The sequence below is a fragment of the Arthrobacter cupressi genome (assembly GCF_900099975.1).
In the GTDB taxonomy this organism is placed as follows: Bacteria; Actinomycetota; Actinomycetes; order Actinomycetales; family Micrococcaceae; genus Arthrobacter; species Arthrobacter cupressi.
Genome location: NZ_FNEI01000005.1, coordinates 167,330 through 192,627, shown reverse-complemented (window position 1 = coordinate 192,627; position 25,298 = coordinate 167,330). Strand labels below are relative to the sequence as shown.

Here is a 25,298-nt window from a genome sequence, read left to right as displayed (position 1 = left end):
TTCAATGCTCCGCCCGACCGCTCCACCGATTGCGCCGACAGCGAGGTAAGCCCGGAAATGGCTGAAGCCATGATTGAGTTCCAGAGCGTCACCAAGCAGTATCAGGGCGGCCAGCCTGCAGTGGACAATTTGAGCATGTCCATCGATCAGGGCGCCATCACGGTGTTCGTGGGACCTTCGGGCTGCGGAAAGACCACGTCCTTGCGCATGATCAACAGGATGGTGGAGCCGACTTCAGGGACCATTACGGTGGCGGGCCGGGACATCTCGGCGGAACCGGCAGCCCAGCTCCGGCGGTCCATGGGCTACGTCATGCAGTCCGCCGGCCTCATGCCGCACCGCACGGTGCTGGACAACATCGCCACGGTGCCGCGACTAAACGGCGTCCCCAAAGCAAAGGCCCGGCAGCGCGCGGCCGAACTGCTCGACGTCGTCGGGCTGGCCTCCGGGCTCGGCCGGCGGTACCCCTCGCAGCTGTCCGGAGGGCAGCAGCAGCGGGTCGGGGTTGCCCGGGCCCTCGCGGCCGATCCTCCGGTGCTGCTGATGGACGAGCCGTTCAGCGCCGTCGATCCGGTGGTCCGTGAGGAACTGCAGCAGGAACTCCTGCGGCTGCAGAGGGAACTGGCCAAGACCATCGTGTTCGTCACCCACGACATCGACGAGGCCACGGTGCTGGGGGACAAGGTGGCGGTCTTCGCCGTCGGCGGCAGGCTAGCCCAGTACGCCACGCCGGAGGAGATCCTGCGCGCCCCGGCCAATGACTTCGTGGCGTCCTTCGTCGGCCGGGACCGCGGATTCCGGCGGCTGTCCTTCAACCCCGCCGAGTCCGTCCGCCTGCACCCGGTCAAGACCGTCGATGCTGCCGAAGCGGTCGGCGGAAACAGCGAATGGGCCTTGGTACTCGACGACGACTCCCGGCCGCTGGGCTGGGCTTCACCGCGCGACGGCGGCGGGCTGGTTCCGGGAGGTTCGCTGTTCCGGCCGGGGGACAGCCTGCGCCGTGCCCTCGACGCGGCGCTGTCCTCGCCGTCGGGCCTCGGCGTGGCGGTAGACGGCGACGGACGTCTCGCCGGCGTCCTTAAAGGGGAGGAAATCCTCGCGCTGATCGAGGCGAGCCGGCGGCAGCGGGAGGAGCCGGCCTGATGGAATGGTTCCTCGCCAACAGCGCCATGGTGTTCGGGCTTGCGGGGCAGCATTTTGTGCTCGCGGTGGTGCCGATGGTGCTGGGCCTGCTAATTTCCGTGCCGCTGGCCGAGCTTGTCCGGGGCAGGCGTGCGCTCAGGACGGCCGTGACCACTGCCAGTTCGCTGCTGTACACCATTCCATCCCTGGCCCTGTTCATCATCCTGCCGCCCGTGCTCGGCACCCGGATCCTGGACCCGCTGAATGTGGTGGTTGCGCTGACCATCTACGCGGTGGCGCTGCTGGTCCGCGCGGCAATGGACGCCTTCGATTCCGTGGACGAAGAGTTCCGGCTCGCGGCAACGGCCATGGGCTTCACACCGTACGCACGGTTCCTGCGGATCGACATTCCGCTCTCCCTGCCGGTGCTCTTCGCGGGCCTGCGGGTGGTGTCGGTCAGCAACATCTCCCTCGTCAGCGTGGCCGCACTGCTGGGTGTGGGGAACCTCGGCATGCTCTTCACCGACGGCCTGCAGCGCTCCTTCGTCACCGAGGTGGTGGTGGGCATCATCGGCATCCTGGTGCTCGCCCTGCTCATGGACGCACTGCTGGTACTGCTGGAGCGGGTCCTCACCCCGTGGACCCGGGCCGCCGCGAAACCGGCGGCGGGAACCGGTGCCACGGCGATGTCCACAATCCGGATCCATGAGGGGGCCGGCTGATGGACGTTTTCGCCGACACCTTCATCTGGCTGACCTCCCCTGCCAACTGGAGCGGCAGCGGGGGCATCCCGACGAGGCTCTTCGAACACCTCCAGTACTCGGCACTGGTGCTGCTCATCGCGGCTGCTGTTGCCCTGCCCCTCGGGATGCTGATCGGCCACACCGGCAGGGGCCGGGTTGCCGCCGTCGCCGCCGCCGGCGCCCTGCGTGCGCTGCCCACCCTCGGCCTGCTGGTCCTCTTCGCCCTCCTGGCCGGCAGCGGGCTCATGCCACCGGTGTGGGCGCTGGTGATCCTGACCGTCCCGCCGCTGCTGGCCGGAAGCTACGCCGGCGTCGCCAGCGTGGACCGCACAGTAGTGGACGGTGCACGCGCCGTGGGGATGACTGAACTGCAGATCCTCTTCCGGGTGGAGATTCCCAACGGCCTTCCGGTATTGGCCGGCGGGATCCGGACCGCGGTGCTGCAGGTCATCGCCACGGTATCGGTGGTCGCCTACCTTCCGCTGGGCGGACTGGGGCGTTACCTTTTTGATGGCCTGGTCCTCCAGGACTTCCCGCGGATGCTCGGCGGATCCCTGCTTATCGCGGCGCTGGCCATCGCCGTCGACCTCATTCTGGCCGCCGTGCAGAGGATGATCCTCTCCCCGGGGCTGTCCACCGATTCCCGCGGCGGCCGCAAGTCCGCCGGAGACCTCGCAGCGGCGGCACCGGCCGACGCTGACCTTCAAGGAGGAACCGCATGAAGAACAGCAGCATCCACGCATCAAAGCACCGCACGCTCACCCGCCGCATGCTCGGCGGCCTGGCTGCCGGCGTCGGCCTGGCCTTTGCACTGAGTGCGTGCGGCGGCACTCCGCTGGCCACCCCGAGCTCCAGTGCACCGGCGTCCGGCGGCGGGGCACTTGTAGTGGGATCGGCGGACTTCCCTGAAAGCCAGATCATCGCCGAAATCTATGCCGGCGCCCTCAACGCCGCCGGCGTCACAGCCAGCACCAAGCTGAACATCGGGTCCCGGGAAATCTACTTCAAGGCCGTACAGGACGGATCGATCGACCTCGCCCCGGACTATTCCGGCAACCTGCTGTCCTACCTGGACGCCAACGCGCCTGAGGTCTCCGCAGACGATGTCTACAAGGCACTGCCGGGCAAGCTGCCCGAAGGCCTGGGCGTACTGGACGCGGCGAAGGCCGAGAACAAGGACGCCATGGTGGTCACCAAGGCCACCGCCGAGAAGTACCAACTGAAGTCCATCACTGACCTGGCCAAGGTCTGCAAGGACCTCACCATGGGCGCACCGGCAACCTTCGAAACGCGCGCCTACGGCTTCCCCGGCCTGAAGAGCAACTACAACTGCGTGCTGAAGGGACTGAAGCCCTTCAACGACGGCGGCGGCAACCTGACCCTGCGGGCGCTGCTCAGCGACGAGGTCCAGGTGGCGGACATCTACACCACCACCCCGTCCATCCAGGACAACGACCTCGTGGTGTTGGAGGACCCGAAGAACAACTTCAAGGCCCAGCAGGTGCTGCCCCTCTACAACAAGGCAAAGATGACGGACAAGGCCAGGGACGCCCTCAACGCCGTGTCCAGGGCCCTCAGCACCGAGGACCTGATCAACCTGAACCGGGCGGTCAGCGGCGACCAGAAGCAGAACCCCAAGGACGCCGCGGCGGCCTGGCTGAAAGACAAAGGGCTCGTTAAATAGCAACGGTCGACGGCGGCGGGCGGCACCGCGGGGAGCCTCCCCGGGAGCTTCACGCCGCCGTCGTGCTTGTGTGAGGCAGCTCTCACGGGAAGTCCATCACCGGTGTGGCATATTTGATGGATGGCAGAATTCAAGCAGTCCACCAAGCTTCATAATGTCCTTTACGACATCCGTGGACCGATTCTTCAGGCCGCCCAGCAGATGGAGGCAGAGGGGCACCGCATCCTCAAACTGAACATCGGAAACCCGGCACCGTTTGGCTTTGAAGCGCCGGACGCGATCCTGGTGGACATGATCCGCCACCTGCCGAACGCCCAGGGCTACAGCGATTCCCGCGGCATCTTCTCCGCCCGCACCGCCGTCTCGCAGTACTACCAGACCCGCGGCATCCAGAACATCCACGTCGACGACATCTACCTCGGCAACGGCGTCAGCGAACTCATCACCATGTCCCTCATGGCGCTGCTCGAAGACGGCGACGAGGTCCTCATCCCGTCGCCCGACTACCCGCTGTGGACCGCGTCCGTGTCCCTGGCCGGCGGACGCCCGGTTCACTACCTGTGCAACGAGGACTCCGGCTGGCAGCCGGACCTGGACGACCTGGAAGCCAAGATCACCCCGCGCACCAAGGGCATCGTGGTCATCAACCCGAACAACCCCACGGGCGCCGTCTACCCGGAGGAAACCCTCCGGAAGATCGTGGCCCTGGCCGAGAAACACGGACTGGTGCTCTTCGCCGACGAGATCTACGAAAAGATCCTCTACGACGACGCCGCCCATGTGAACCTCGCCGGTCTCACCGGCGACGACGTCCTGTGCCTGACCTTCAGCGGGCTCTCCAAGGCGTACCGGGTGTGCGGCTACCGGGCAGGCTGGATGGCCATCTCCGGACCCAAGAAGGAAGCCGCCGACTACCTCGAAGGCATCAACCTGCTCGCCAACATGCGGCTGTGTGCCAACGTGCCCGCGCAGCATGCCATCCAGACGGCGCTCGGTGGCTACCAGAGCATCAACGACCTTATCCTGCCCGGCGGCCGGCTGCTCGAACAGCGCAACAAAGCCTACGAACTGCTCAACGCCATCCCCGGCGTCAGCACGCAGCAGGCCAAGGGCGCGTTGTACCTGTTCCCCAGGCTGGATCCCGAGGTCTACCACATCCGCGATGACGAGAAGTTTGTCCTGGACCTGCTGAAGGAACAGAAGATCCTGGTCTCCCACGGCCGGGCATTCAACTGGGTCCGCCCGGACCACTTCCGAATGGTCACGCTGCCCAACGTCAAAGACATCGAAGAGGCGATCGGTCGCATGGCGGACTTCCTCGGGCGCTACCCGGGCAACTAGCCTGAGGGGACCTGCCGCCGTCGGGGCGGCCTGAACCCAGGGAGAGCGCGTGGCCGGTGCCGAGAAATCCAGTGCGGTGGAATTCGAACAGGACCCTGCAGGAACCCTGGCCATCACGCCAGGGTTCCGGCTGTCCTCCGTGGACCCGGAATCCACACCCGGCTACCCCGGCGCCAAGGCCGACGGCGGGTCGCTGCTGGCCGCCCAGGACAGCCGCCTCAAGGAACTGCAGGAAAAGCTCTTCGCGGAGGGCAAGTTCGGCAGCAACAAGCGCATCCTGCTGATCCTGCAGGCCATGGACACCGCGGGCAAGGGCGGCATCGTGGGCCACGTGGTGGGCGCCATGGATCCCCAAGGCGTGCAGCTGACGGCCTTCAAGGCTCCCACGGACGAGGAAAAGTCGCACGACTTCCTGTGGCGGATCGAAAAAGCGGTCCCCGGCGCCGGGATGGTGGGGGTCTTCGACCGTTCGCACTACGAGGACGTGCTGATCCACCGGGTCCACGGCTGGGCCGACGACGCCGAACTTGCCCGCCGGTACGGGGCCATCAACGACTTCGAAGCCCGGCTCGCCGCCCAAGGCACGGCGATCGTCAAGGTCATGCTGCACATCAGCCGGGACGAACAGAAGAAGCGCCTGCTCGCCCGCCTGGATGATCCCGCAAAGCACTGGAAGTACAGCCCCGGCGACGTCCAGGAACGCGCCCATTGGGACGCCTACATGGATGCCTTCCAGAAAGTCTTTGACAAGACGTCCACCGCCGTCGCCCCCTGGCATGTGGTCCCGGCGAACAAGAAATGGTACGCCCGGATCGCTGTGCAGGGGCTGCTCATCGCCGCCCTCGAGGGGCTGTCACTCGAGTGGCCCGAGGCCGAGTTCGATGTCGCCGCGGAGCGCGAACGCGTCGCCGCTTCCTGACAGGCAGGTCCTAGCTGTCCTCGTCGCTGTTGGCGGTTTCCTTCGCACTGGCGAGCCGCCGGCGCGCACCCTCCAGCCATTCTTCGCATTGCTTTGCCAGCGCCTCGCCGCGTTCCCAGAGCGCCAGCGACTCTTCCAGGCTCGCACCGCCTGCTTCCAGCCGGGCAACGATGGCGGCCAGTTGCTCGCGGGCTTCCTCATAACCCAGCGAGTCCGGGGCCGGCGAGCCCGGTTCCTGGCCGGCGCCGGGGGAGTGGTTCTCTGTTGTCATCGGGATCCTCGCTCTGCTGCGGGTAGTTCTGTTGTTTCGGACGGGGCGGGCGGGTTGCTGCCGTCGGCGACCGCTGCGAAGCGCCCTTCGGCCACCCGGACGGTCAGGGCAGTGCCGTGCGGTGCCTGGCCGGGACTTCGCACGACGTCGTGGCCGGCGCCGTCGGGTCCTGTCACCTGGACCACGGCGTAACCGCGGTCCAGTGTTTTCTGCGGGGACAGTGCCCGCACCCGCGCCTTGAGGTGGTGGACCTGGTCCAGGGCGCGCACGACGGCGGAGCTCACCGCGGTGTGCGCATGCTTCCGGAGCCTGGCGATGTCCTCTTCCCGCGCCGTCACCATGATCTCCGGAAACGCCATGACCGGCCGGGAGCGCAGGGCATGGAGCCGGTCGTTTTCGCGGTCGACCAGCCTGACGATGCAGCGGTTCAGGTGCTCGCGCGCCAGGCGCACCTTGGCCAGTTCCTCCGAAACGTCCGGCACAATGCGCTTCGCCGCGTCGGTGGGGGTGGACGCCCGGAGGTCCGCGACGTCGTCGAGGATCGGCCGGTCCGCCTCGTGTCCGATCGCGCTGACCACGGGAGTGCTGGCCGCGGACACCGCCCGGATGAGCTCCTCGTTGCTGAACGGCAGCAGGTCCTCCAGGGCGCCGCCGCCGCGGGCGATGACGATAACGTCAACGTGCGGGTCGGCGTCGAGTTTCCGGAGCGCCGCGAGCAGTTGGCCCACCGCCGTGTTCCCCTGGACCGCCACCTCGCGCACGTCGAATTCCACGGCCGGCCAGCGGAGCGCTGCGTTCCGCATGACGTCCTTCTTGGCATCGGAATCCCGGCCGGTGATGAGCCCGATGCGGTGCGGCAGGAGGGGCAGCTGCTTCTTCCTCGCGTCGGCGAAGAGTCCTTCCGCGCCCAGGGCCTGGCGCAGCCGCTCGATTCTGGCCAGCAGATCGCCGAGGCCCACGGGCCGGATGTCCCGGACGGACATGTTCAGCCGCCCCGTCTTCATCCAAAATTCCGGCTTCACCAGCGCCACGACGCGCGAGCCGCGTTCCAGCGGCGTTTTCTGGCGGTCGAGGACCTTTGACCAGAGCGACGCCGGCAGCGAGATTTCGGCGTCGGTGTCCCGGAGGGTGGCGAACGCGCTGCCGCCGCGGCGGTTGAGCTCAATAACCTGCGCTTCGATCCAGACGGCCGGCGCCCGTTCGATGTGCGCCTTCAATTTCCGGGACAGCAGGTGCAGCGGCCAGGGCCGGTCCGGGCTTGTCTCGGCCGCCGTCGCCGGCAGGGTCGACGGCTGGTTTTCCGGCTGGGCATCCGCCGCGTGGGCATCCCCGGATGCGGCGCCGCCCGGAACGGCGGTTCCCGTATCCTCAGCAGCCATGGGCGTTTCCACGGCCGGGTGATGCCTGATGCATGGGTTCCGTCCTCGTTGTTCCGGTGGCTTGGTGGTTGCCCGCCAGCCTGGCGGCGGATGGTCCGCCGTGCTTTTCAACTCTATCCATACCCTCGCAGGCAGCACCTACATTGAACCCTAGGCACCGGCCGACCCCGCCGGCGGATTCAGCGACTCCTCGGCCCCGGCGTTGGCCGCTCGGCGCCGCCATGGGCCCGTAGGATGGCAGTTGGCCCCGACCCGAGGAATTCCTGTTGCGTACCTTTGTCTCTGCACTCGCAGTGATACTTGCCCTGCTGTTGACCGGATTCGCCGTCCCGGCGGCGTGGACCGAACGCAATATCGTCCGGGAAGACGGCTTCGTTCAGCTGACGGACGGGCTCGGAAAGGACCCTGCGTTCCAGGCCAGGCTCGCCGGAATCGCCGTCAACAACATCGAAGCGGCACTCGAACTGCCCGCCCCCGCCGAAGAACTCGGGGCGTCCCTGCTCCAGGACGCAGCCCGGAACATGAGCAGCTGGCCGGAATACCCGCACGCCTGGAACGAGACGGTCCGCCGGAGCCACCGCCTGAATTTCGCGGACCCAGCCGGGGATCCGGCCAGCCAGTCAGCCCCGCCCGCCGGGCAGGCGAGCGACCAATCGACAGCACAGGCCACCGATCAGCCCACGCCGGGCGCCGCCGGAACTTCCCTTGTGCTCGACCTCGGACCGTTCGTGAACCTCCTCAAGGACAAGCTGCAGGCCGCCACCGGAGTGCAGCTCACCGTGCCGGACACAGCAGTGGTCGCCATCGGCGGCCCCTCCCAGCGGCAGGTGGTGGACAGGCTCGCCGCTTTTGCTCCGATGTGGTGGCCGGCAGCACTGGGTGCCGTCATGGCCCTGGCCCTGGCGGTGCTGGCGGCCAGGCGCCGCTCGGCGGTGCTGCTGTGCACGGGCATTGGCCTGGCGGTGCTCGCCGGTGTATGGCAGGCCGCAACCGTGTTGTTCTCCGGCCTTGCCGGAGCCGGGCTCGGGGAAAGCGCCATGGGCGCCCTCTTCGCCCGGGAACTCATTGCGGCCTCGGCTGCAGGCTTTGCGCCGTGGATCGGCGCGACGGCGGTGGCTGGCGGCGTGCTCTTCCTCATGGGTCTTCTCGGCCTCGTCCTGCTTGGCCGGAGGAAGCCGCGCACCGCACCGGCCGGTTGATCCGGGGCGGCCCCGTTGATTGAGCGGGTACCGGTTGATCCGGGAAGACACCGGTTGATCCGGAAGGGTACCGGTTGATCCGGGAAGACACCGGTTGATCCGGAAGGGTACCGGCGCCGGCGATCCTGCCGGGGGGATCGTCCCGGGCGCCTCTGACCGCGCCGGTCGCTGCTCCCGCTCCCGGTAGCATGGAGGAATGAGCAGCTCTGCAGTGTCCGTACCGATGCCCACCATCCCGCGCCGGCGGAGGTCCCCGGAAGATGTGCTGGCTGCCGCTCCCGTTTCGGGACCGAAGCGCGTCCTTCTCGCCGCGCCGCGGGGCTACTGCGCCGGCGTCGACCGTGCCGTCATCGCGGTCGAGAAGGCCCTGGAGCACTACGGTCCTCCCGTCTATGTCCGCAAGCAGATCGTCCACAACGTCCACGTCGTCACCTCGCTGGAGGAAAAAGGCGCAATCTTCGTCGACGAAACCGACGAGGTGCCCGAGGGCGCCCTGGTGATTTTCTCCGCCCACGGTGTCTCGCCCGCAGTGGTGCAGTCCGCCGAAGACCGCGGCCTGCGCACCATCGACGCGACCTGCCCCCTCGTCACCAAGGTCCACCGCGAAGCCGTGCGTTTCGCCAAGGAGGACTACGACATCCTGCTGATCGGCCACGACGGCCACGAGGAAGTCGAAGGCACCGCAGGTGAAGCCCCGGACCACATCCAGATCATCAACGGTCCGCACGAGGTGGACCAGGTGACGGTCCGCAATCCAGAAAAGACCATCTGGCTGTCCCAGACGACGCTCAGCGTGGACGAGACCATGGAAACCGTGCGCCTGCTCAAGGAACGGTTCCCCACGCTGCAGGACCCGCCCAGCGACGACATCTGCTACGCCACCACCAACCGCCAGGTGGCCATCAAGAAGATCGCTCCCCAAGCCGACTTGGTGATCGTGGTGGGGTCCGCGAACTCCTCCAACTCGGTCCGCCTCGTTGAGGTCGCCCTCGAATACGGCGCGAAGGCCTCGTACCGCGTGGACTTCGCCAACGAGGTGGACGAGGCCTGGTTCGAAGGGGTTGCCACGGTCGGCGTCACTTCGGGTGCCTCCGTTCCCGAAGTCCTGGTACAGGAGGTCCTCCGCTTGCTCGCCGAATACGGCTACGGCGCGGTGGAAGAGGTCGTCACGGCCGAGGAAGACCTGCTTTTCTCCCTGCCGAAGGAACTGCGCGCCACGCTCAAGGCCGCCGGAGACGTTTCCCGCGCCCTCGGTGGACGCGGGAACCGCCCGAACTCCTAGTCTTCTTCTGCCTCCTAGGCGGCGGATTCGTCGTCGCTCTCCCTAAAGTCCGAAGTTTGCCTGGTTTCACGCAGCTCCGGTGCGGCGAGGGCACGTGGAACCGCTTCGACGGCGGCGGGCACCGTCAGCCCCTCCGTGTCCAGGGCGTTGAGCTTCCGTGCCGTGGGAAGGACCCTGGCTTCCAGCGTTCCGACCAGGGCGTTGTACCTGTCCACGGAGGTCTTCAACGAGCTCCCCAGCCGGCCGACGTTTTCGCCGAGGGTGCCCATGCGGTCGTAGAGCTGCTGGGCCAGATCGAACAGCTGCCGCGCGTTGTCCGTCAGGACGTCTTGCCGCCAGGTGAAGGCCACGGACTTCAGCACAGCCAGCAGGGTGCCGGGGGAGGCCAGCACCACGTTCCGGGACAGAGCGTGGTCCAGCAGCGCGGGATCCGCTTCCAGCGCCGCGGCGAGGATCGATTCGGCGGGCAGGAAGCACACCACGAGCTCGGGAGAGTTGCCCGGAATGTCCCAGTACTTCTTGGAGCTCAGGGCATCTACGTGGGACTTCAGGGCCTTGGCATGTGCCGCCAGCAGGTCGCTGCCGACCGGCACAGGTCCGGTGCCGCTTTGCGCGCCGGACGGGGTTGCCTCCTGCGCGGCCAGGTAGGCGGCGAGCGGAACCTTGGCGTCAACCACCAGTTGCTTCCCGCCCGGGAGCTGCACCACCAGGTCAGGCCGCAGCGAGGAGTCGCCGGACACGGCATGGAACTGCTCCTGGAAATCGACGTGCCGGAGCATGCCCGCGGCCTCCACCACGCGCCGCAACTGGACCTCACCCCACTGCCCGCGGGCACTGTTGGAACGCAGTGCCGAAGCCAAGGCGTGCGTGGAGCGCAGGAGCTGCTGATCGGATAGGCGCGCCTCCTGCAATTGCTGGGCCAGCTGTCCGTACTGTTCCAGCCGGTCCCGCTCGAGCAGGGAGACCTGCTGCTGGACCGCCGAGAGCTTCTCGGCCACCGGCGCCAGGGCGCGCAGCACACTGCCGTCCTGGTTCCGGGCCGCACCGAGCTCGCGGTTCTGCGACAGCAACAGCTTCCGTTCGGCGTCGGCTGCCGCGTAATTGGCGGAGACTTCCGACAAACGCGCGGAGACGCCGTCGAAGTCCGCTTCCAGCGCGGCACTGCGCCGCCGGTAGACGACAAAGCCGCCCGCCATGCCGAGTGCCGCCCCGAGCAGCAGCATGAACAACGCCAACAAGACCACAAATCCATCCATGTCCCCACCTTGGCAGAAGGCTCCGACATTTTTGGGATCGGCGTTCCGGGCCGGGCAACGGCAACGCGAGGCGGCCCGTGAAACAGGTAGAATCAATGCTCGTGGCTCTTACTATTGGCATCGTCGGACTGCCCAACGTCGGCAAATCAACCCTTTTCAACGCACTGACCCGCAACCAGGTCCTCGCGGCGAACTACCCGTTCGCAACAATCGAACCGAACGTCGGCGTCGTGAGCCTGCCCGATCCCCGGCTCCAGCAGCTCGCCGATATCTTCGGCTCGCAGCGGCTCCTGCCGGCGACGGTTTCCTTCGTGGACATCGCGGGCATAGTCAAGGGCGCTTCCGAGGGCGAAGGCCTGGGCAACCAGTTCCTGGCCAACATCCGCGAGGCCGAAGCGATCGCCCAGGTGGTGCGCGTGTTCGATGATCCCGACGTGATCCACGTCGATGGCAAGGTGGATCCGCGGTCCGACATGGAGACCATCAACACCGAACTGATCCTGGCCGATCTGCAGACCATTGAGAAGGCCATCCCGCGGATCGAAAAAGAAGTCAAGATCAAGAAGCGGGACGCCGCGGAACTGGCGGCGGTCAAGGCGGCCCAGGCGGTCCTGGAACGCGGCGACACCGTCTTCTCCTCCATCAAGAGCGACAAGCTCGAGATGGAGCACCTCAAGGAGCTCGGTCTGCTGACGGCCAAGCCCTTTATCTACGTCTTCAACGCGGACGAAGGCATCCTCGGCAGCACGGAGAAGCAGGACGAACTGCGTGCCCTCGTGGCGCCGGCGGACTGCATCTTCCTCGACGCGAAGCTGGAGTCCGACCTCGTGGAGCTCTCCGAAGAAGAAGCCCGCGAAATGCTGGAAATGAACGGCCAGGAAGAATCCGGCCTGGACCAGCTGGCCCGCGTCGGATTCCACACCCTCGGCCTGCAGACCTACCTCACCGCCGGCCCGAAGGAAACCCGCGCCTGGACCATCCACCAAGGCGACACCGCCCCCCAGGCCGCCGGCGTGATCCACAGCGACTTCCAGCGCGGCTTCATCAAGGCCGAAGTCGTCTCCTTCGACGACCTCATCGACGCCGGTTCGATGTCCGAAGCAAAGTCCCGCGGCAAGGTCCGGATCGAAGGCAAGGAATACGTTATGGCTGACGGCGACGTAGTGGAGTTCCGCTTCAACGTCTAGCACCAGCCTGGTTGAGTCCACGGCGGCCGAAGCCCTCTGAGCATCTGATGTCCAGGGGGCTTTGTCGTGTCCGGCCGCGCTAGTTCCGCCGGGTTATCCACATAGCCGAACCCGACGGTTCCGCGCAGTCGGCAACACGGCGATGCTTGGCGAATGGGAATCAGATACGACGCGCACGCATTCGACGCCGCCCGGGACCGCCGCCGCGTGCCGCCCAAACTGGCCCGCCGGCGTCGAACTGTGTACCCGGATGAAATAGAAATGAAGCAACTGTTGCAGTTCGATAAACATCCGGTTCTGAGAGGTTACTTTCATTCCAAAGCCACCCTGCGGAGACTAGGCTACTGACCATGTGAGACGGGACACAGCTGCTATCTGGGTATCGTCCTGTCCGCCGGGGTCAACAACGCCGGCTTTCCACACTAATAAGAGGAGGCGGAATGCGTTTCGGACGTATTTCCAAAGCGGTGGGGGTCATGGCAATCGCCACGCTCGCACTTAGCGCCTGCGCCGGAAACACCGGCAGCCCCAGCACGACCACGGGCGGGGCCCAAGAAGGCGGAACCATCGGTGTTGCCGAGACCAACGGTTTCAGCAGCTTCAACTCGGGAACGGCGGATGGCAACTCCGACGTCAACGGCCACATCGGGTACGCCACCCACTCGAACTTCCTGTACATCGACGACAAGCTCAACATCGTCAAGAACGAAAAGTTCGGCAAGTACGAAAAGCTTTCCGACGATCCTCTGACGGTCAAGTACACCGTCAACGAGGGCGTCAAGTGGTCCGACGGAACGCAGGTAAGTGCAGCAGACCTGCTTCTGACCTGGGCTTCCGGCTCTGCTTACTACGACGACGCGAACCCGGAGAAGAAGACGGGCACCACCTACTTCCTCACCGCGGCCGATACTTCGGGCCTGAACCTGACAGACTTCCCCGAGGTCGGCAGCGACAACCGAAGCATTACGCTGAAGTACTCCAAGCCTTTCGCCGACTGGGAACTGGCGCTTGGCTTCGCGGGTAACGGCGGCATCGACATCCCGGCCCACGTGGTTGCCCAGAAGGCCGGTCTGAAGGATGCACAGGCACTGGTCGACCTTTTCAAGAGCGTCCCGCGGGGCGATGCGGCAGCACCGAAGCCCGTCAATGCCCAGCTTAAGAAGGTCGCCGACTTCTGGAGCACCGGCTTCGATTCCAAGACCCTTCCGTCTGACCCGAGCCTGTTCCTCTCCAACGGCCCGTACGTCGTGAAGGACGTCGTCGCCGAGCAGTCCCTGACCCTCGTGCGGAACAAGGACTACAACTGGGGCCCCACCCCGCACGCTGACGAAATTGTCGTCCGCACCATCGGCAGCGCCCCGGCACAGGTCCAGGCCCTGAAGAACGGTGAAGTCGACATCATCAACCCGCAGGCATCGGCTGACACTGTGGACCAGATCAAGGCTCTCGACGGCGTTGAGTTGCTCCAGGGCAAGCAGTTGTCCTACGACCACCTCGACCTGAACTACTCCGGCCCGTTTGCCGACAAGGATGTGCGCACCGCGTTCATGCTGACCGTGCCGCGCAAGGACATCGTGGACAAGATCATCAAGAAGATCGATCCGGAAGCAACCCCGCTGGATTCGCAGATCTTCGTTCCGGCCCAGGCCGCCTACGCTGACTCGGTCAAGAACAACGGCTCCTCCGCGTACCAGGAGGTCGACATCGACAAGGCCAAGCAGCTCCTTGCCGGCAAGACCCCGACGATCCGCATCATGTACAACAAGGACAACCCGAACCGTGTTGACGCCTTCTCGCTGATCCGCGAATCCGCCACCAAGGCCGGCTTCAAGATCGTCGATGGCGGCCTCGGCAAGGCCGACTGGAGCGCCCACCTCGGTGACGGCTCCTACGATGCGACCATCTTCGGCTGGATCAACTCGGGCGTTGGCGTAACCGGCACCCCGCAGATCTTCAAGACCGCGGGCGGTTCCAACTTCAACGGCCTCTCCGATCCGGAAGCTGACAAGCTGATGGATGAACTGATCGTCACCACGGACAAGGCAAAGCAGGACGAGCTCCAGACCAAGATCGATGCCGCGATCTGGTCCACCAGCTACGGTCTGCCGCTGTTCCAGTCTCCCGACGTGAAGGCATACTCCGACCAGATCACGGGTGTGACCGCCATGCCGAACCAGACTGGTGTCTGGTGGAACGTTTGGGACTGGGCACGTAAGTAGGCCCGCTCCTTAGAAATCCACATGCAGCAGGCGCCGGGACCGGGCAACATGGTCCCGGCGCTTTCTGCCAAGCAAAGCAGTGCACCGGCGGCACCTCCACCAAGTCGAGGGGTAATCCGCCGGTCCCTGCGACAGGCCAGGGTCAACCCCGGGCCGGATATTGAGGTTCATACACAAAATGCTGAGCTATGTCGTAAGGCGATTGGCAACCGCCGCTCTCATTCTCCTCGGGGCGTCGTTCCTGGTGTATCTCCTGACAGCGTCGTCAGGTGATCCGCTGGCAGACCTCCGTGCCAGCAATGCCCCGAACAGACAACAACTCATGGACGCGCGCAGCCAGCTGCTCGATCTGGATACCCCCGCTCCGTTGCGCTACTTCAAATGGCTGGGAGGGGCTGCCCAATGCCTCGTTCCCTTCGCCGGCAGCTGTGACCTCGGCAGGAGCGTCACCGGGCAACCAATCACCGAAGCCCTGGGCATCGCCCTGATCCAGACCCTGACACTGGTCACCGGAGCCACCGTGCTTGCCATCCTCATCGGCATCACCCTGGGCATCGTGACGGCCCTGCGCCAGTACAGCGCCTTGGACTACGGCGTGACCTTCATGGCTTTCCTCTTCTTCTCCCTCCCCATCTTCTGGGTGGCCGTGCTGCTGAAGGAGTTCGGAGCCATCGGCTTCAACAACTTCCTCCGGAACCCCGTCATACCCCTGCCCGTGTCGATCGGTACGGGGCTCGTCCTCGGCGTTGTGGTCGCGGTGGCGGTGGGCGGTGAACTCAAACGCCGGTTGATCTCCGGCGGGGTGGTGTTCGCCCTGGTTACCGCCGTCATGGTGTATTTCTCCGCCACGCTGTGGTTCAAGACCCCGGGCCTCGGCCCCGTCGTGATCGCCATCGCAGGCGTCGGAATGGCGTTCGCCGTGACCACCCTGGTTTCGGGCCTGAAGAACCGCAAGGCGCTGCAGTCCGCCCTGATCACCGTCGGACTCGGACTGATTGCGTACTTCGCGGTCCAACCGCTTCTGGACCAGGCGACCGGCCTGATGATCTTCCTGCTGGCGATCGCGACTGTCCTCGTCGGCGTCGGCGTCGGCTACCTCATGGGCGGCTACGACCGCGGCCAGTCCATGCGTGCCGCCGGCATCACCGCATTCCTGATGGGCGGGCTGGTGACCGTGGACCGCTTCATGCAGGCCTGGCCCGCCTACTTCAGCAACAGCCGCGTGCGAGGGCGTCCCATTGCCACGATCGGCGCGGGCACCCCCAACCTTCAGGGTGACTACTGGATCATGACCATTGACACCTTCACCCACCTGATCCTGCCGACCATCGCCCTGATCCTTGTCTCCCTCGCCAGCTACACCCGGTTCACCCGCTCCTCGATGCTGGAAATCATGAACATGGACTACATCCGGACCGCACGCGCGAAGGGTCTCTCCGAACGCTCCGTGATCATGGGGCACGCTTTCCGCAACGCCCTGATCCCGCTGGCCACCATCGTGGCCTTTGACATCGGCGCACTCATCGGTGGCGCCGTCATCACAGAGTCCGTGTTCTCGGTCCACGGCATGGGCTTCCTGTTCCTTGACGGCATCACCCACATTGACCCCAACCCGGTCATGGGCGTGTTCCTGTGCGTGGCCATCACCGCCATGGTGTTCAACCTCATTGCGGACCTTGCGTACTCCGCACTCGACCCGCGCGTAAGGATCAAAGCATGAGCCAGCCAACCCAAGAGGAAGTCATCCTGGCCGAGCAGGCCAAGAAGGAGGCCGCACCCGGCCCCGAGACCGAATACCAAGGCCTCAGCCAGGGCCAGATTGTCCGTAAACGCTTCTTCGGCCACAGCGGCGCCCTGGTGGGCCTGGCAGTGTTCGCCCTGATCTTCATCATGGCCTTTACCTCCGTGGGCTTCGCCGGCATCCCCGGCTGGTGGAAGTACAACCACGTGGACGTTTCGCCGCTGGTCAACGACGGCGTCCCTTCGGTTTCGCTGTGGCCGCTGGCCTGGGGCGAACACCCCTTCGGGCAGGACCGGATCGGCCGTGACCTGTTCGCGATGACCATGCGCGGTGCCCAGCAGTCCATCATCATCATGGTGATCATCGGCGCCATCGCCGGCCTGATCGGGGCCGTCGTCGGCGGCCTGGCCGGCTACTTCCGCGGCTGGGTCGAGGCCATCCTGATGCGCCTGACCGACGTCATCATCATCATTCCGGTGCTGCTGCTGGCCGCCGTGGTGGCCCAGATGGCCAACCGGCGCGACGCGGCCGGATGGTTTTCCGCTTTCGCGGCGAGCAACGGCGTCGTGGTCCTGGGCATTTTCCTGGGCCTGGTCAGTTGGGTGGGCCTGGCCCGCCTGGTCCGCGGCGAGTTCCTGACGCTGCGCGAACGCGAGTTCGTGGACGCGGCCCGGATCTCGGGAGCCAGCAACGCGCGCATCATCTTCAAGCACATCCTTCCCAACGCCATCGGCGTGCTCATCGTGAACGTGACCCTCACGATGTCCGCGGCCATCCTGCTGGAAACCGCGCTCAGCTACCTCGGCGTCGGCGTAAAGTCCCCGGACACGTCACTCGGCCTGCTCATCTCGCAGAACCAGGAAGCCTTCGCCACCAGGCCGTGGCTGTTCTGGTACCCGGGCCTGTTCATCGTCGCGATCTGCCTGAGCATCAACTTCATCGGCGACGGCCTGCGTGACGCCTTCGACCCCCGGCAGAAGAAGTTCCGTGCGAAGAGCGCCGTGGAAACCGGGCGGCACTCCAGCGAGACCGCACCTTCGTCCGCCGCGCCGGGAGCTACCTCGACAGGCTCCGCCGTGAGCGGATCCCCCGCCGACGCCGGGGAAAGCTGAGCGCGGAACCGTGAAGCTACAGAACGAACACAGCCCAGCAGCCCGCGGCCGCCAGCACCACGGTGACCGCGATCCGCTGCCAGGCAAAAGCCACCACCACCGGCGTCTCCGCCGCGCGCCCGGCTTCGACCCGTCCGGCCTCAACCAGCCGCTCCCAGCGGGAGCGAACCATGAGGGCGGCCGCGCCGGAATCGGTGTTCCGCAGGTCGCCCGGCCGGACCGACTGTCCCGGGCCGTAGCTGCCGCCGGGGAGTCCCTTGAGGTGTTCGGGACGGGCGTTGCGTCCGCCCCAGATTCCGGGAGCCGGCGCGGCCCAGGCCGCGTACTTGCCGCGCGGGGTCACCAGCGTCAGGGCGTACCGGGTGTCCACCGTGGCCAGTGCCTCCCAGGGGACGGTGATGGTACGGAAGGGATTCTCCAGCGTCACCCCCGCATCGCGTACCACGACGGCGGGGCGCCAGAAGAGCAGCCAGCCCATGTAGGCGATGAACAGCAGGGGAGCCGTGCCCGGCAGGCCGGCCGGCCCCGCTGCCACCAAGGTGGCGGCGATGCCGATGGCCGCGGTGCCCCAGCAGATTCCGGCGAATACCCGACTGCTGCGGGCTGTGAAGATTTCGGTATTTCCGGCATGGGACTCTCGGCTCATGCCCCCAATGATTCAGGATTCCGGGCCGCTGCACTAATCACCCCGCGGCGCACCGTCCGGCTGGAAGGGAAGACCCAGAACAATGACTGACAACTCCGGGGCAATCCCCTTGGAAACAGAATCGGACAAGACCGCTCCCGGCGCGAAGGTCCTGGAAGTGCGGGACCTCAGCGTCGATTTCGGCGTGGAAAAGAAATGGGTGCCCGCGGCCATCGGCCTGAACTACGAGGTCCGCGCCGGCGAGGTCCTGGCGATCGTCGGGGAATCCGGCTCGGGCAAGAGCGCCAGTTCCATGGCATTGCTGGGCCTGCTGCCCAGCAACAGCCGGGTGCGCGGCAGCGTCAAGCTCTCCGGGCGGGAACTCATCGGACCCGACGCCGGCCGGATCCGCGAAGTACGCGGCAAGGATGTTGCGGTGATCTTCCAGGAGCCCATGACGGCGCTCAACCCGGTGTACACCGTGGGTGCGCAGATCGTGGAAACGCTCCGGCTGCACAACGAGATCTCGCCGGACGAAGCCAAGGAACGGGCCTTGCGCATGCTGGACCTCGTTGAGCTTCCGGATCCGGAGAAGGCCTTCAAGTCCTACCCGCACCAGCTCTCCGGCGGCCAGCGCCAGCGCGCCATGATCGCCCAGTCCCTCTCCTGCGACCCGAAGCTGCTGATCGCCGACGAGCCCACCACGGCCCTCGACGTCACCGTCCAGGCCGAAATCCTGGACCTCATGCGGCACCTGCGCAACAAGCTGGACAGCGCGATCATCCTGATCACGCACGACATGGGCGTGGTGGCCGACCTCGCCGACCGGATCGCCGTCATGCGCAAGGGCGTGATTGTTGAAACCGGCACCGCCCAGCAGATCTTCAGCAACCCGCAGCACGAATACACCCAGGCCCTCCTGGCCGCTGTTCCGCACCTTGGCCAAGGTGCAGACACCGCCGACGTGGATGTCACGGCTGCGCTGGCAGCAGCCACCAACACCGAACTCGAATCGGTGGACCCGGAGGAACTGGCCCGCCGGGAACGCGAAAACGAAGAAGCCCTGAAGGCCGCGGCGGAGGAAGCCGGAAAGCGGAAGGGCGAACCGGTCCTCGAGCTGACGGACGTTGCGATCGAATACCCCAAGCAGGGCCGTGTCCCGGCCTTCCGTGCCGTGGAGGGCGCCAACTTGGTGATCTACCCCGGCGAGGTGCTGGGGCTGGTGGGGGAGTCAGGCTCCGGCAAGACCACCATCGGCCGTGCCGCCGTCGGACTCCTTCCGGTGGCCGAGGGCACCATGCGGGTGGTCGGGCAGGACATTTCGGCAGCGAAGCGCAACGGCAAGCAGCTCCACCGGATCCGCCGGGACATCGGCATGGTCTTCCAGGACCCCTCGTCGTCCCTGAACCCACGGCTGCCCATCGGCGAGAGCATTGGCGAACCCATGTTCCTCGCAGGAGTCGCCAAGGGTGCGGAACTGCAGAGCAGGATCGAAAAGCTCCTTGACCAGGTGGAACTCCCGCGCGGCTACCGCAACCGCTACCCGCACGAGCTCTCCGGTGGCCAGAAGCAGCGCGTAGGCATTGCACGGGCGCTGTCCCTGCAGCCAAAGTTGATGGTCGCTGACGAGCCGACGTCGGCCCTGGACGTTTCGGTCCAGGCCAAAGTGCTGGAACTCTTCCAGGGCCTGCAGCGGGAGCTCGGTTTCGCCTGCCTTTTCGTCACGCATGACCTGGCGGTGGTCGATGTGCTCGCGGACCGGATCTGCGTGATGCAGCGGGGCCGGATCGTCGAGCAGGGCACCCGCGACCAGATTCTCCGGAACCCGCAGGAAGCCTACACCCAGCGGCTGCTCGCCGCCGTGCCGCTTCCGGATCCGGAAAGGCAGCGGGAACGCCGCGAACTCCGCGCCCAGCTCCAGGCGGCAGGCATCGAGTAAGGCCCGCCGCGAGGCGGCCCGAAAACTGCGGCTGAAGACGACGGCGACCTTCCGCTACCAGGCGGAAGGTCGCCGTCGTACGTTGTCGGGAAAGCCGCCAGGAAAGCGGTCAGGAAAGACCGGATTCCGTGACGTCGTCCGCGAGGCCCAATTCGGACAGCCGCCGCGCGAGGACCGCGGCGAGTTTCCGGTGACCCGGCGCGGCGAGATGCACGCCATCGACCAGGTCCCCTTCGGCGCCGTAGCGGGTAATCCAGTCGCCGACACTGACGAACGGAATGTCTGCCTTGTGGGCGATCCGGCCCAGCAGCGCATCGACTTCCGCGCGCCGTCCGCCGCCGTTTGCCTCGCCGCGGGACAGGGTGCCGATCATCAGCAGGCGGCTGCCCGGGTAACGGGTCCGCAGGGCGTCGAGCAAGCGGTTGGCGTTCTCGGTGATGCGGGCATCGTCCGCGCCCTGGCGGGCGTCGTTGCCGCCACCCTGGACCACGATGAGGGGAGGGGAGCCGTAGGGCAGCATCCAGTCGCCGTTCACCAGCGCGTCGATGTAATTGCCGGTGCTGCCGTTTGAACCCACGAAACCGGTCCCGCTTTTGCCTGCGTAATACACCGTGTAGCCAAGGGCCGCGAGTGCGCTCCGGGGCCAGGAACCTTCCGGTTCCGACTGCGAATCGCCGATGAGTACCGCTGTGTGCCGCACATCGGCGAGGACGATCTCGTCCCGGTTGCTGCGCGGGTTCCGGTATACGGAGCCTTCGGGGAGGCTGGCGGGGTCGGGCTGGGACAGTCCCGACGCAGGCTTCGGGGCAGCCACTGGTTGGCCGGACGCGGCCACCGGTACAGGGGTTCGCTTGACGGCATCGCCGGCGGCAGCTCCGGACGGCTGGGTGCAGCCGGAACAAATCAAAGCGACGGCGAGCAGGGAAGCCGAACCGAAAAGAGCGGCGCTTCGTGGTCGCATGGGGAGTCTCCTGGCGGCTTGCTGCGATCTTCATAGCAATGCTGGGGCATCGGAATCCCGAATGACAGGGGCTGGAGATTTCTGTTCTGCAACAAACTGCAGCGCGGGGCTGTGACGGCAGACACTTTTGGGCCGGCAGCCCTGCTGCCGTTAGGCCAACCATTGCCACACCATTTAGAATCTAGGGAGGTGCCCTGTGCAAAGGGTCTGATCCGTCGTGCGTTCCGCATTGGAAATGGCGCGATACCACAGCTGACTTCACCACTGAATCGAGCCATTACGCATGTCTGAAACCACCACCCAAACTGCCGCGAACATTGCCTCGCGCAGTGATCTCCGCAACGTAGCGATTGTGGCCCACGTTGACCACGGCAAGACCACTTTGGTCGACGCCATGCTCAAGCAGACCAACTCCTTCGCAGCGCACGGCGAGGTTGAAGACCGGGTCATGGACTCCGGCGACCTGGAACGCGAAAAGGGCATCACCATCCTCGCCAAGAACACCACGGTCGCCTACAACGGCCCGTCGTCCAACGGCGAAACCATCACCATCAACGTGATCGACACCCCCGGCCACGCCGACTTCGGCGGCGAGGTGGAGCGCGGCCTGTCCATGGTTGACGGCGTCGTGCTGCTGGTGGACTCCTCCGAGGGTCCGCTCCCGCAGACCCGCTTCGTGCTCCGCAAGGCCCTCGCCGCGCACCTTCCCGTGATCCTGTTGGTCAACAAGACCGACCGCCCGGACGCCCGCATCGAGGAAGTCGTCCACGAGTCCATGGACCTGCTCCTGGGCCTGGCCTCCGACCTGGCCGACGAGGTGCCGGACCTGGACCTGGACAAGGTCCTGGAAGTTCCCGTCGTCTACGCCGCCGCCAAGGTCGGCCGTGCCTCCCTGGAGCAGCCGGCCGACGGTTCGGCCCCGGACAACGAGGACCTCGAGCCGCTCTTCAAGACCATCATCGAGCACATCCCGGCTCCCACGTTCAACCCCGAGGGTGTCCTCCAGGCACACGTCACCAACTTGGACGCCTCGCCGTTCCTTGGCCGTCTGGCCCTGCTCCGTATTTACAACGGCACCCTCCGCAAGGGCCAGCAGGTTGCCTGGGCCCGCCAGGACGGCGAGCTGAAGACCGTCAAGATCACCGAACTCCTGGCCACCAAGGCCCTGGACCGCGTGCCGGCCGAATCCGCCGGCCCGGGTGAGATCGTCGCCGTCGCCGGCATCGAAGACATCACCATCGGTGAAACCCTCACCGACGTCGAGAACCCGCAGCCGCTGCCGCTCATCACGGTGGACGATCCCGCGATCTCCATGACCATCGGTATCAACACCTCCCCGCTGGCCGGCAAGGTCAAGGGCGCCAAGGTCACGGCCCGCCAGGTCAAGGACCGCCTCGACAAGGAACTGATCGGTAACGTCTCCATCAAGGTCCTCCCCACCGAGCGTCCGGACGCCTGGGAAGTCCAGGGCCGTGGCGAGCTCGCCCTGGCCATCCTCGTGGAGCAGATGCGCCGCGAAGGCTTCGAGCTCACCGTGGGCAAGCCTCAGGTGGTCACCAGGACCATCGACGGCAAGGTCCACGAACCGATGGAGCACATGACCATCGACGTGCCCGAGGAATACCTGGGCGCCGTCACGCAGCTCATGGCCGCCCGCAAGGGCCGCATGACCAACATGGCCAACCACGGCACCGGCTGGTGCCGCATGGAGTTCATCGTCCCGGCCCGTGGCCTGATCGGGTTCCGGACCAAGTTCCTGACCGACACCCGCGGCGCCGGCATCGCCTCCTCCATCGCCGAGGGCTACGAGCCGTGGGCCGGCCCCATCGAGTACCGCACCAATGGTTCGATGGTTGCCGACCGCGCGGGCGTCGTGACCCCGTTCGCCATGATCAACCTGCAGGAACGCGGTTCCTTCTTCGTCAAGCCCACCTCCGAGGTGTACGAGGGCATGATCGTGGGCGAGAACTCCCGCGCCGACGACATGGACGTGAACATCACCAAGGAAAAGAAGCTCACCAACATGCGTGCCGCTTCCTCGGACTCCTTCGAGAACCTGACCCCGCCGCGCGAGCTGACCCTCGAGGAATCGCTCGAGTTCGCCCGCGAAGACGAGTGCGTCGAGGTCACCCCCGAGGACATCCGCATCCGCAAGGTCATCCTGGACTCCAACGAGCGTGCCAAGGCTGCGCGCGCCCGCGCCAAGGCCTAAGGGCCCGGCGGCAGTCCGGCAGGAGCCATGAGCAAGAGGGTCACCGGAGCGTTCCGCGGCATTGCCGCAGCGCTTCCGGTGGCCCTTTTTGCTGCCCTGGCCGGCACCGGCCTGCACAGGCAGTCGGTGCAGATTGCCGGCGTCGAGCTCTTCTGGGGACCAGCGGCCGCCCTGCTGCTGCTTGCCGGACTCGAACTGCTGCTTGCCGCCCGTTACCGCTCCGTACTCCCGACGGCGGTGGCCGGCATTCTCTGCTACGTCCTGGTGGGTGCCATCTCGGCCGCCGGAGCCGGGAAGCAACTCATTCTGGGTGATCTGCCGGGCAACGTCTGGGTGTACGGGATCGCCGGGGTCACGCTGGCGATGCTGGTGGCATGCCGGGGGTATGCGCGCCGGAGCTGACCGGAAGCGAAAACAAGTCGCAGTTCGTCGCGCAGCCGTCACAGCTGCGCAGCGAAGTTGCCGGGCGTTGCGCCGCCGGGTTGTCCACATAGCGGTTCCGCGCGGCTGCGGGACTCTCTGGGTTCCGCCAATGTGGTGCGCATGGATACCACCATTGAAGTCTTGAGGCGCCTTGGCGGAGTGGCGGCCTCAGGCACGCTCCTTCGCGCTGGAGTTACCCGACACGCCTTGGATCTGGCACTGCGTGGCAGCTCGCTTGTGAAGGTGGCACGCGGCGTTTACGCCCTGCCGGACGCTGATCCCGTGGCCGTTCATGCAGGCACCTACCATGCCGTGCCCGGCTGCGTCACGGCCGCCGGAAAGCTGGGACTCTGGGTGGTCCGGTCGCCGGAACAGCCGCATTTGACGGCCCGCCACGGGCGTCCGGTGCCTGGCTGCGTGGTGCACCGTGGCGCTGTGCCGGCCAGCGTCCTGGACGTTGTGTGCCAGTGCCTTCGTTGCCTTCCCCCGCTGGAGGCACTAACGATTGCTGAGTCGGCCGTGAAACGCGGCAAGGTGGATCTTGAGGAGCTGCGTCTCAGGTTTCCTGCCGCGCGCGAACAATCGGTACGCCGTCTCCTGTCGCGGGTGCGTCCGCAATCCGGCTCAATTGTCGAGACCATGGCCCGCTACTTGCTCGAAGAAGCGGGTTTCGTGGTTGAGACACAGGTAAGCATTCCGGGAATGGGGCATCTGGACTTGATGGTGGACAGCGTTCTTGGCATTGAAACGGACGGCTACGCCTCGCACAGCAGCCGTAAGGACTACCGCGACGACCGTCGGCGCTGGAACATCACGGTTGTCTATGGCGTACCCACTCTCCGGATCACCTACGAAATGGTGATGGGCCAGCAGGACGAGTTCCTTGCAATGGTGCGCAAAGCTGTGCTCCGTTACCGCAGGGCGCAATCAGCATGACTTTCATTGCGCAGCTGGCGCGGCTGCGCAGCGAAGTCACAGCACGCTGCGCGCGCTCCGCCGGGGCGGGGGCGGAGGCACGGCCTTTGCCGCCACCACCAGTTCCAAGGGGATTACGACGTCGGACTGCCGGGTGCGGACGGTGCAGGAACCGGCGGCGGCGGACAAGAGGTCGCCGAGGGCGTCCGTAAAGCCTCCCTCGATCCGGTAGCGCACAACAACGCGGGTTCCTGCGGCGGCGGACAGCAGAAAATCCTGGGGACGGGTGGGGTTCACCAGTTCATAGTAAGACGCTGGCTAGGTTGGTGCCTTGGCCCTGTTGGATAATAGGCTCAGAATTCAACAAGTCCGGCGGACAAGGCCGGATGCACCATCCGGGCAGCCGCCCGGAGCAACTCTGGGAGAGGCAAGGGACGTGACTTACGTAATCGCGCAGCCGTGTGTGGACGTCAAGGACAAGGCATGTATCGAGGAATGCCCGGTCGACTGCATCTACGAAGGCGAGCGGTCCCTCTACATCCACCCGGACGAGTGCGTGGACTGTGGCGCATGCGAGCCGGTGTGCCCGGTGGAGGCCATCTACTACGAGGACGACACCCCGGAAGAGTGGGCGGACTACTACAAGGCCAACGTGGAGTTCTTCGATGACCTCGGTTCGCCCGGCGGCGCCGCCAAGATCGGCAACACCGGTAAGGACCACCCGTTCATCGCTGCACTGCCCCCGCAGAACCAAGACCACTAGGACCG

Annotated in this window: 23 protein-coding genes; 17 read left to right on the top strand and 6 right to left on the bottom strand. The window is 66.0% G+C overall.

Features of this window, described 5'->3' with window-relative positions; all coding sequences use genetic code 11:
• Nucleotides 1–57: 57 nt before the first annotated feature.
• From BLP88_RS08180 to BLP88_RS08155, 6 genes are all read left to right on the top strand, one after another.
• Nucleotides 58–1,143, top strand: coding sequence for an ABC transporter ATP-binding protein (locus tag BLP88_RS08180; RefSeq protein ID WP_074588341.1), 1,086 nt, complete (start codon nt 58–60; stop codon nt 1,141–1,143).
• The gene (locus tag BLP88_RS08175) at nt 1,143–1,844 is read left to right on the top strand and encodes an ABC transporter permease (protein ID WP_074588340.1); all 702 of its coding nucleotides are present in this window, start codon (nt 1,143–1,145) and stop codon (nt 1,842–1,844) included. The genes BLP88_RS08180 and BLP88_RS08175 overlap by 1 nt, the downstream gene beginning before the upstream one ends.
• A complete protein-coding gene (locus BLP88_RS08170) occupies nt 1,844–2,587 on the top strand; it encodes an ABC transporter permease (RefSeq protein ID WP_074588338.1) in 744 nt (247 codons plus the stop codon). The genes BLP88_RS08175 and BLP88_RS08170 overlap by 1 nt, the downstream gene beginning before the upstream one ends.
• Entirely contained in the window at nt 2,584–3,549 is a 966-nt protein-coding gene (locus BLP88_RS08165; protein ID WP_074588337.1) for an ABC transporter substrate-binding protein, read from the top strand. Before BLP88_RS08170 ends, BLP88_RS08165 begins: the two co-directional genes overlap by 4 nt.
• Before the next feature lie 120 nt (nt 3,550–3,669).
• Complete coding sequence (locus BLP88_RS08160) at nt 3,670–4,890, top strand: pyridoxal phosphate-dependent aminotransferase (protein ID WP_074588336.1); 1,221 nt, start codon at nt 3,670–3,672, stop codon at nt 4,888–4,890.
• 49 nt (nt 4,891–4,939) lie between these two features.
• Nucleotides 4,940–5,809, top strand: coding sequence for a polyphosphate kinase 2 family protein (locus tag BLP88_RS08155; RefSeq protein ID WP_074588334.1), 870 nt, complete (start codon nt 4,940–4,942; stop codon nt 5,807–5,809).
• A 10-nt stretch (nt 5,810–5,819) separates the two neighbouring features.
• On the opposite strand, the gene BLP88_RS08150 is transcribed toward BLP88_RS08155, so the two are convergent.
• Nucleotides 5,820–6,080, bottom strand: a complete 261-nt coding sequence (locus BLP88_RS08150) for an exodeoxyribonuclease VII small subunit (RefSeq protein ID WP_074588333.1) — start codon at nt 6,078–6,080, stop codon at nt 5,820–5,822.
• Nucleotides 6,077–7,459 carry an exodeoxyribonuclease VII large subunit gene (xseA, locus tag BLP88_RS08145; RefSeq protein WP_074588332.1) on the bottom strand — a complete coding sequence of 461 codons (1,383 nt, stop codon included), beginning with the start codon at nt 7,457–7,459 and terminating at the stop codon, nt 6,077–6,079. Before xseA ends, BLP88_RS08150 begins: the two co-directional genes overlap by 4 nt.
• A gap of 266 nt (nt 7,460–7,725) precedes the next feature.
• On the opposite strand from xseA, the gene BLP88_RS08140 reads away from it, so the two are divergent.
• Nucleotides 7,726–8,658, top strand: coding sequence for a hypothetical protein (locus BLP88_RS08140; RefSeq protein WP_074588331.1), 933 nt, complete (start codon nt 7,726–7,728; stop codon nt 8,656–8,658).
• Nucleotides 8,659–8,854: 196 nt separating this feature from the next.
• Nucleotides 8,855–9,940 (top strand): 4-hydroxy-3-methylbut-2-enyl diphosphate reductase, encoded by a 1,086-nt coding sequence (locus tag BLP88_RS08135; protein ID WP_074588330.1) that lies wholly within the window; start codon nt 8,855–8,857, stop codon nt 9,938–9,940.
• A 14-nt stretch (nt 9,941–9,954) separates the two neighbouring features.
• Here BLP88_RS08135 and BLP88_RS08130 read toward each other — a convergent pair whose 3' ends face one another.
• On the bottom strand, nt 9,955–11,196 hold the full coding sequence (locus tag BLP88_RS08130) for a DNA recombination protein RmuC (RefSeq protein WP_074588328.1): 1,242 nt from the start codon (nt 11,194–11,196) through the stop codon (nt 9,955–9,957).
• 101 nt (nt 11,197–11,297) lie between these two features.
• Here BLP88_RS08130 and ychF point away from each other — a divergent pair, with 101 nt between their 5' ends.
• From ychF to BLP88_RS08110, 4 genes are all read left to right on the top strand, one after another.
• Nucleotides 11,298–12,383 carry a redox-regulated ATPase YchF gene (ychF, locus tag BLP88_RS08125; protein WP_074588433.1) on the top strand — a complete coding sequence of 362 codons (1,086 nt, stop codon included), beginning with the start codon at nt 11,298–11,300 and terminating at the stop codon, nt 12,381–12,383.
• A gap of 440 nt (nt 12,384–12,823) precedes the next feature.
• A complete protein-coding gene (locus BLP88_RS08120) occupies nt 12,824–14,602 on the top strand; it encodes an ABC transporter family substrate-binding protein (RefSeq protein WP_074588326.1) in 1,779 nt (592 codons plus the stop codon).
• Nucleotides 14,603–14,780: 178 nt separating this feature from the next.
• Nucleotides 14,781–16,322 (top strand): ABC transporter permease, encoded by a 1,542-nt coding sequence (locus BLP88_RS08115; RefSeq protein ID WP_074588324.1) that lies wholly within the window; start codon nt 14,781–14,783, stop codon nt 16,320–16,322.
• Nucleotides 16,319–17,455 (top strand): ABC transporter permease, encoded by a 1,137-nt coding sequence (locus BLP88_RS08110; RefSeq protein WP_074588322.1) that lies wholly within the window; start codon nt 16,319–16,321, stop codon nt 17,453–17,455. Before BLP88_RS08115 ends, BLP88_RS08110 begins: the two co-directional genes overlap by 4 nt.
• Before the next feature lie 16 nt (nt 17,456–17,471).
• Here BLP88_RS08110 and BLP88_RS08105 read toward each other — a convergent pair whose 3' ends face one another.
• Nucleotides 17,472–18,101 (bottom strand): PH domain-containing protein, encoded by a 630-nt coding sequence (locus BLP88_RS08105; protein WP_074588320.1) that lies wholly within the window; start codon nt 18,099–18,101, stop codon nt 17,472–17,474.
• A gap of 82 nt (nt 18,102–18,183) precedes the next feature.
• Between BLP88_RS08105 and BLP88_RS08100 the strand changes: the two genes are divergently transcribed.
• The gene (locus BLP88_RS08100) at nt 18,184–20,019 is read left to right on the top strand and encodes an ABC transporter ATP-binding protein (RefSeq protein WP_074588318.1); all 1,836 of its coding nucleotides are present in this window, start codon (nt 18,184–18,186) and stop codon (nt 20,017–20,019) included.
• A 109-nt stretch (nt 20,020–20,128) separates the two neighbouring features.
• Here BLP88_RS08100 and BLP88_RS08095 read toward each other — a convergent pair whose 3' ends face one another.
• Nucleotides 20,129–20,980, bottom strand: coding sequence for an SGNH/GDSL hydrolase family protein (locus tag BLP88_RS08095; RefSeq protein ID WP_074588316.1), 852 nt, complete (start codon nt 20,978–20,980; stop codon nt 20,129–20,131).
• A gap of 283 nt (nt 20,981–21,263) precedes the next feature.
• Between BLP88_RS08095 and typA the strand changes: the two genes are divergently transcribed.
• The 3 genes from typA to BLP88_RS08080 all read left to right on the top strand — a co-directional run bounded on the left by typA (nt 21,264) and on the right by BLP88_RS08080 (nt 24,551).
• The gene (typA, locus tag BLP88_RS08090) at nt 21,264–23,192 is read left to right on the top strand and encodes a translational GTPase TypA (protein ID WP_074588314.1); all 1,929 of its coding nucleotides are present in this window, start codon (nt 21,264–21,266) and stop codon (nt 23,190–23,192) included.
• Nucleotides 23,193–23,219: 27 nt separating this feature from the next.
• Nucleotides 23,220–23,594: a hypothetical protein gene (locus tag BLP88_RS08085; RefSeq protein ID WP_074588313.1), complete on the top strand. Its 375-nt coding sequence runs from the start codon at nt 23,220–23,222 to the stop codon at nt 23,592–23,594.
• A gap of 141 nt (nt 23,595–23,735) precedes the next feature.
• Nucleotides 23,736–24,551 carry a hypothetical protein gene (locus tag BLP88_RS08080; protein ID WP_139163335.1) on the top strand — a complete coding sequence of 272 codons (816 nt, stop codon included), beginning with the start codon at nt 23,736–23,738 and terminating at the stop codon, nt 24,549–24,551.
• Nucleotides 24,552–24,587: 36 nt separating this feature from the next.
• Here the strand turns inward: BLP88_RS08080 and BLP88_RS08075 are convergent, their stop codons facing one another.
• Nucleotides 24,588–24,827, bottom strand: a complete 240-nt coding sequence (locus BLP88_RS08075; RefSeq protein WP_139163334.1) for a putative acetyltransferase — start codon at nt 24,825–24,827, stop codon at nt 24,588–24,590.
• 139 nt (nt 24,828–24,966) lie between these two features.
• Between BLP88_RS08075 and fdxA the strand changes: the two genes are divergently transcribed.
• Nucleotides 24,967–25,293 carry a ferredoxin gene (gene fdxA, locus BLP88_RS08070; RefSeq protein ID WP_018776555.1) on the top strand — a complete coding sequence of 109 codons (327 nt, stop codon included), beginning with the start codon at nt 24,967–24,969 and terminating at the stop codon, nt 25,291–25,293.
• Nucleotides 25,294–25,298 lie beyond the last annotated feature (5 nt).

What these genes read in the sequence shown, in the direction of transcription:
- BLP88_RS08085 (WP_074588313.1), top strand. Translation starts at nt 23,220, where the DNA reads ATGAGCAAGAGGGTCACCGGAGCGTTCCGCGGCATTGCCGCAGCGCTT.
- BLP88_RS08095 (WP_074588316.1), bottom strand. Translation starts at nt 20,980, where the DNA reads ATGCGACCACGAAGCGCCGCTCTTTTCGGTTCGGCTTCCCTGCTCGCC.
- BLP88_RS08080 (WP_139163335.1), top strand. Translation starts at nt 23,736, where the DNA reads ATGGATACCACCATTGAAGTCTTGAGGCGCCTTGGCGGAGTGGCGGCC.
- BLP88_RS08105 (WP_074588320.1), bottom strand. Translation starts at nt 18,101, where the DNA reads ATGAGCCGAGAGTCCCATGCCGGAAATACCGAAATCTTCACAGCCCGC.
- BLP88_RS08180 (WP_074588341.1), top strand. Translation starts at nt 58, where the DNA reads ATGGCTGAAGCCATGATTGAGTTCCAGAGCGTCACCAAGCAGTATCAG.
- BLP88_RS08150 (WP_074588333.1), bottom strand. Translation starts at nt 6,080, where the DNA reads ATGACAACAGAGAACCACTCCCCCGGCGCCGGCCAGGAACCGGGCTCG.
- BLP88_RS08120 (WP_074588326.1), top strand. Translation starts at nt 12,824, where the DNA reads ATGCGTTTCGGACGTATTTCCAAAGCGGTGGGGGTCATGGCAATCGCC.
- BLP88_RS08135 (WP_074588330.1), top strand. Translation starts at nt 8,855, where the DNA reads ATGAGCAGCTCTGCAGTGTCCGTACCGATGCCCACCATCCCGCGCCGG.
- BLP88_RS08170 (WP_074588338.1), top strand. Translation starts at nt 1,844, where the DNA reads ATGGACGTTTTCGCCGACACCTTCATCTGGCTGACCTCCCCTGCCAAC.
- BLP88_RS08160 (WP_074588336.1), top strand. Translation starts at nt 3,670, where the DNA reads ATGGCAGAATTCAAGCAGTCCACCAAGCTTCATAATGTCCTTTACGAC.
- BLP88_RS08115 (WP_074588324.1), top strand. Translation starts at nt 14,781, where the DNA reads ATGCTGAGCTATGTCGTAAGGCGATTGGCAACCGCCGCTCTCATTCTC.
- BLP88_RS08100 (WP_074588318.1), top strand. Translation starts at nt 18,184, where the DNA reads ATGACTGACAACTCCGGGGCAATCCCCTTGGAAACAGAATCGGACAAG.
- xseA (WP_074588332.1), bottom strand. Translation starts at nt 7,459, where the DNA reads ATGGCTGCTGAGGATACGGGAACCGCCGTTCCGGGCGGCGCCGCATCC.
- BLP88_RS08130 (WP_074588328.1), bottom strand. Translation starts at nt 11,196, where the DNA reads ATGGATGGATTTGTGGTCTTGTTGGCGTTGTTCATGCTGCTGCTCGGG.
- BLP88_RS08110 (WP_074588322.1), top strand. Translation starts at nt 16,319, where the DNA reads ATGAGCCAGCCAACCCAAGAGGAAGTCATCCTGGCCGAGCAGGCCAAG.
- BLP88_RS08175 (WP_074588340.1), top strand. Translation starts at nt 1,143, where the DNA reads ATGGAATGGTTCCTCGCCAACAGCGCCATGGTGTTCGGGCTTGCGGGG.
- BLP88_RS08165 (WP_074588337.1), top strand. Translation starts at nt 2,584, where the DNA reads ATGAAGAACAGCAGCATCCACGCATCAAAGCACCGCACGCTCACCCGC.
- typA (WP_074588314.1), top strand. Translation starts at nt 21,264, where the DNA reads ATGTCTGAAACCACCACCCAAACTGCCGCGAACATTGCCTCGCGCAGT.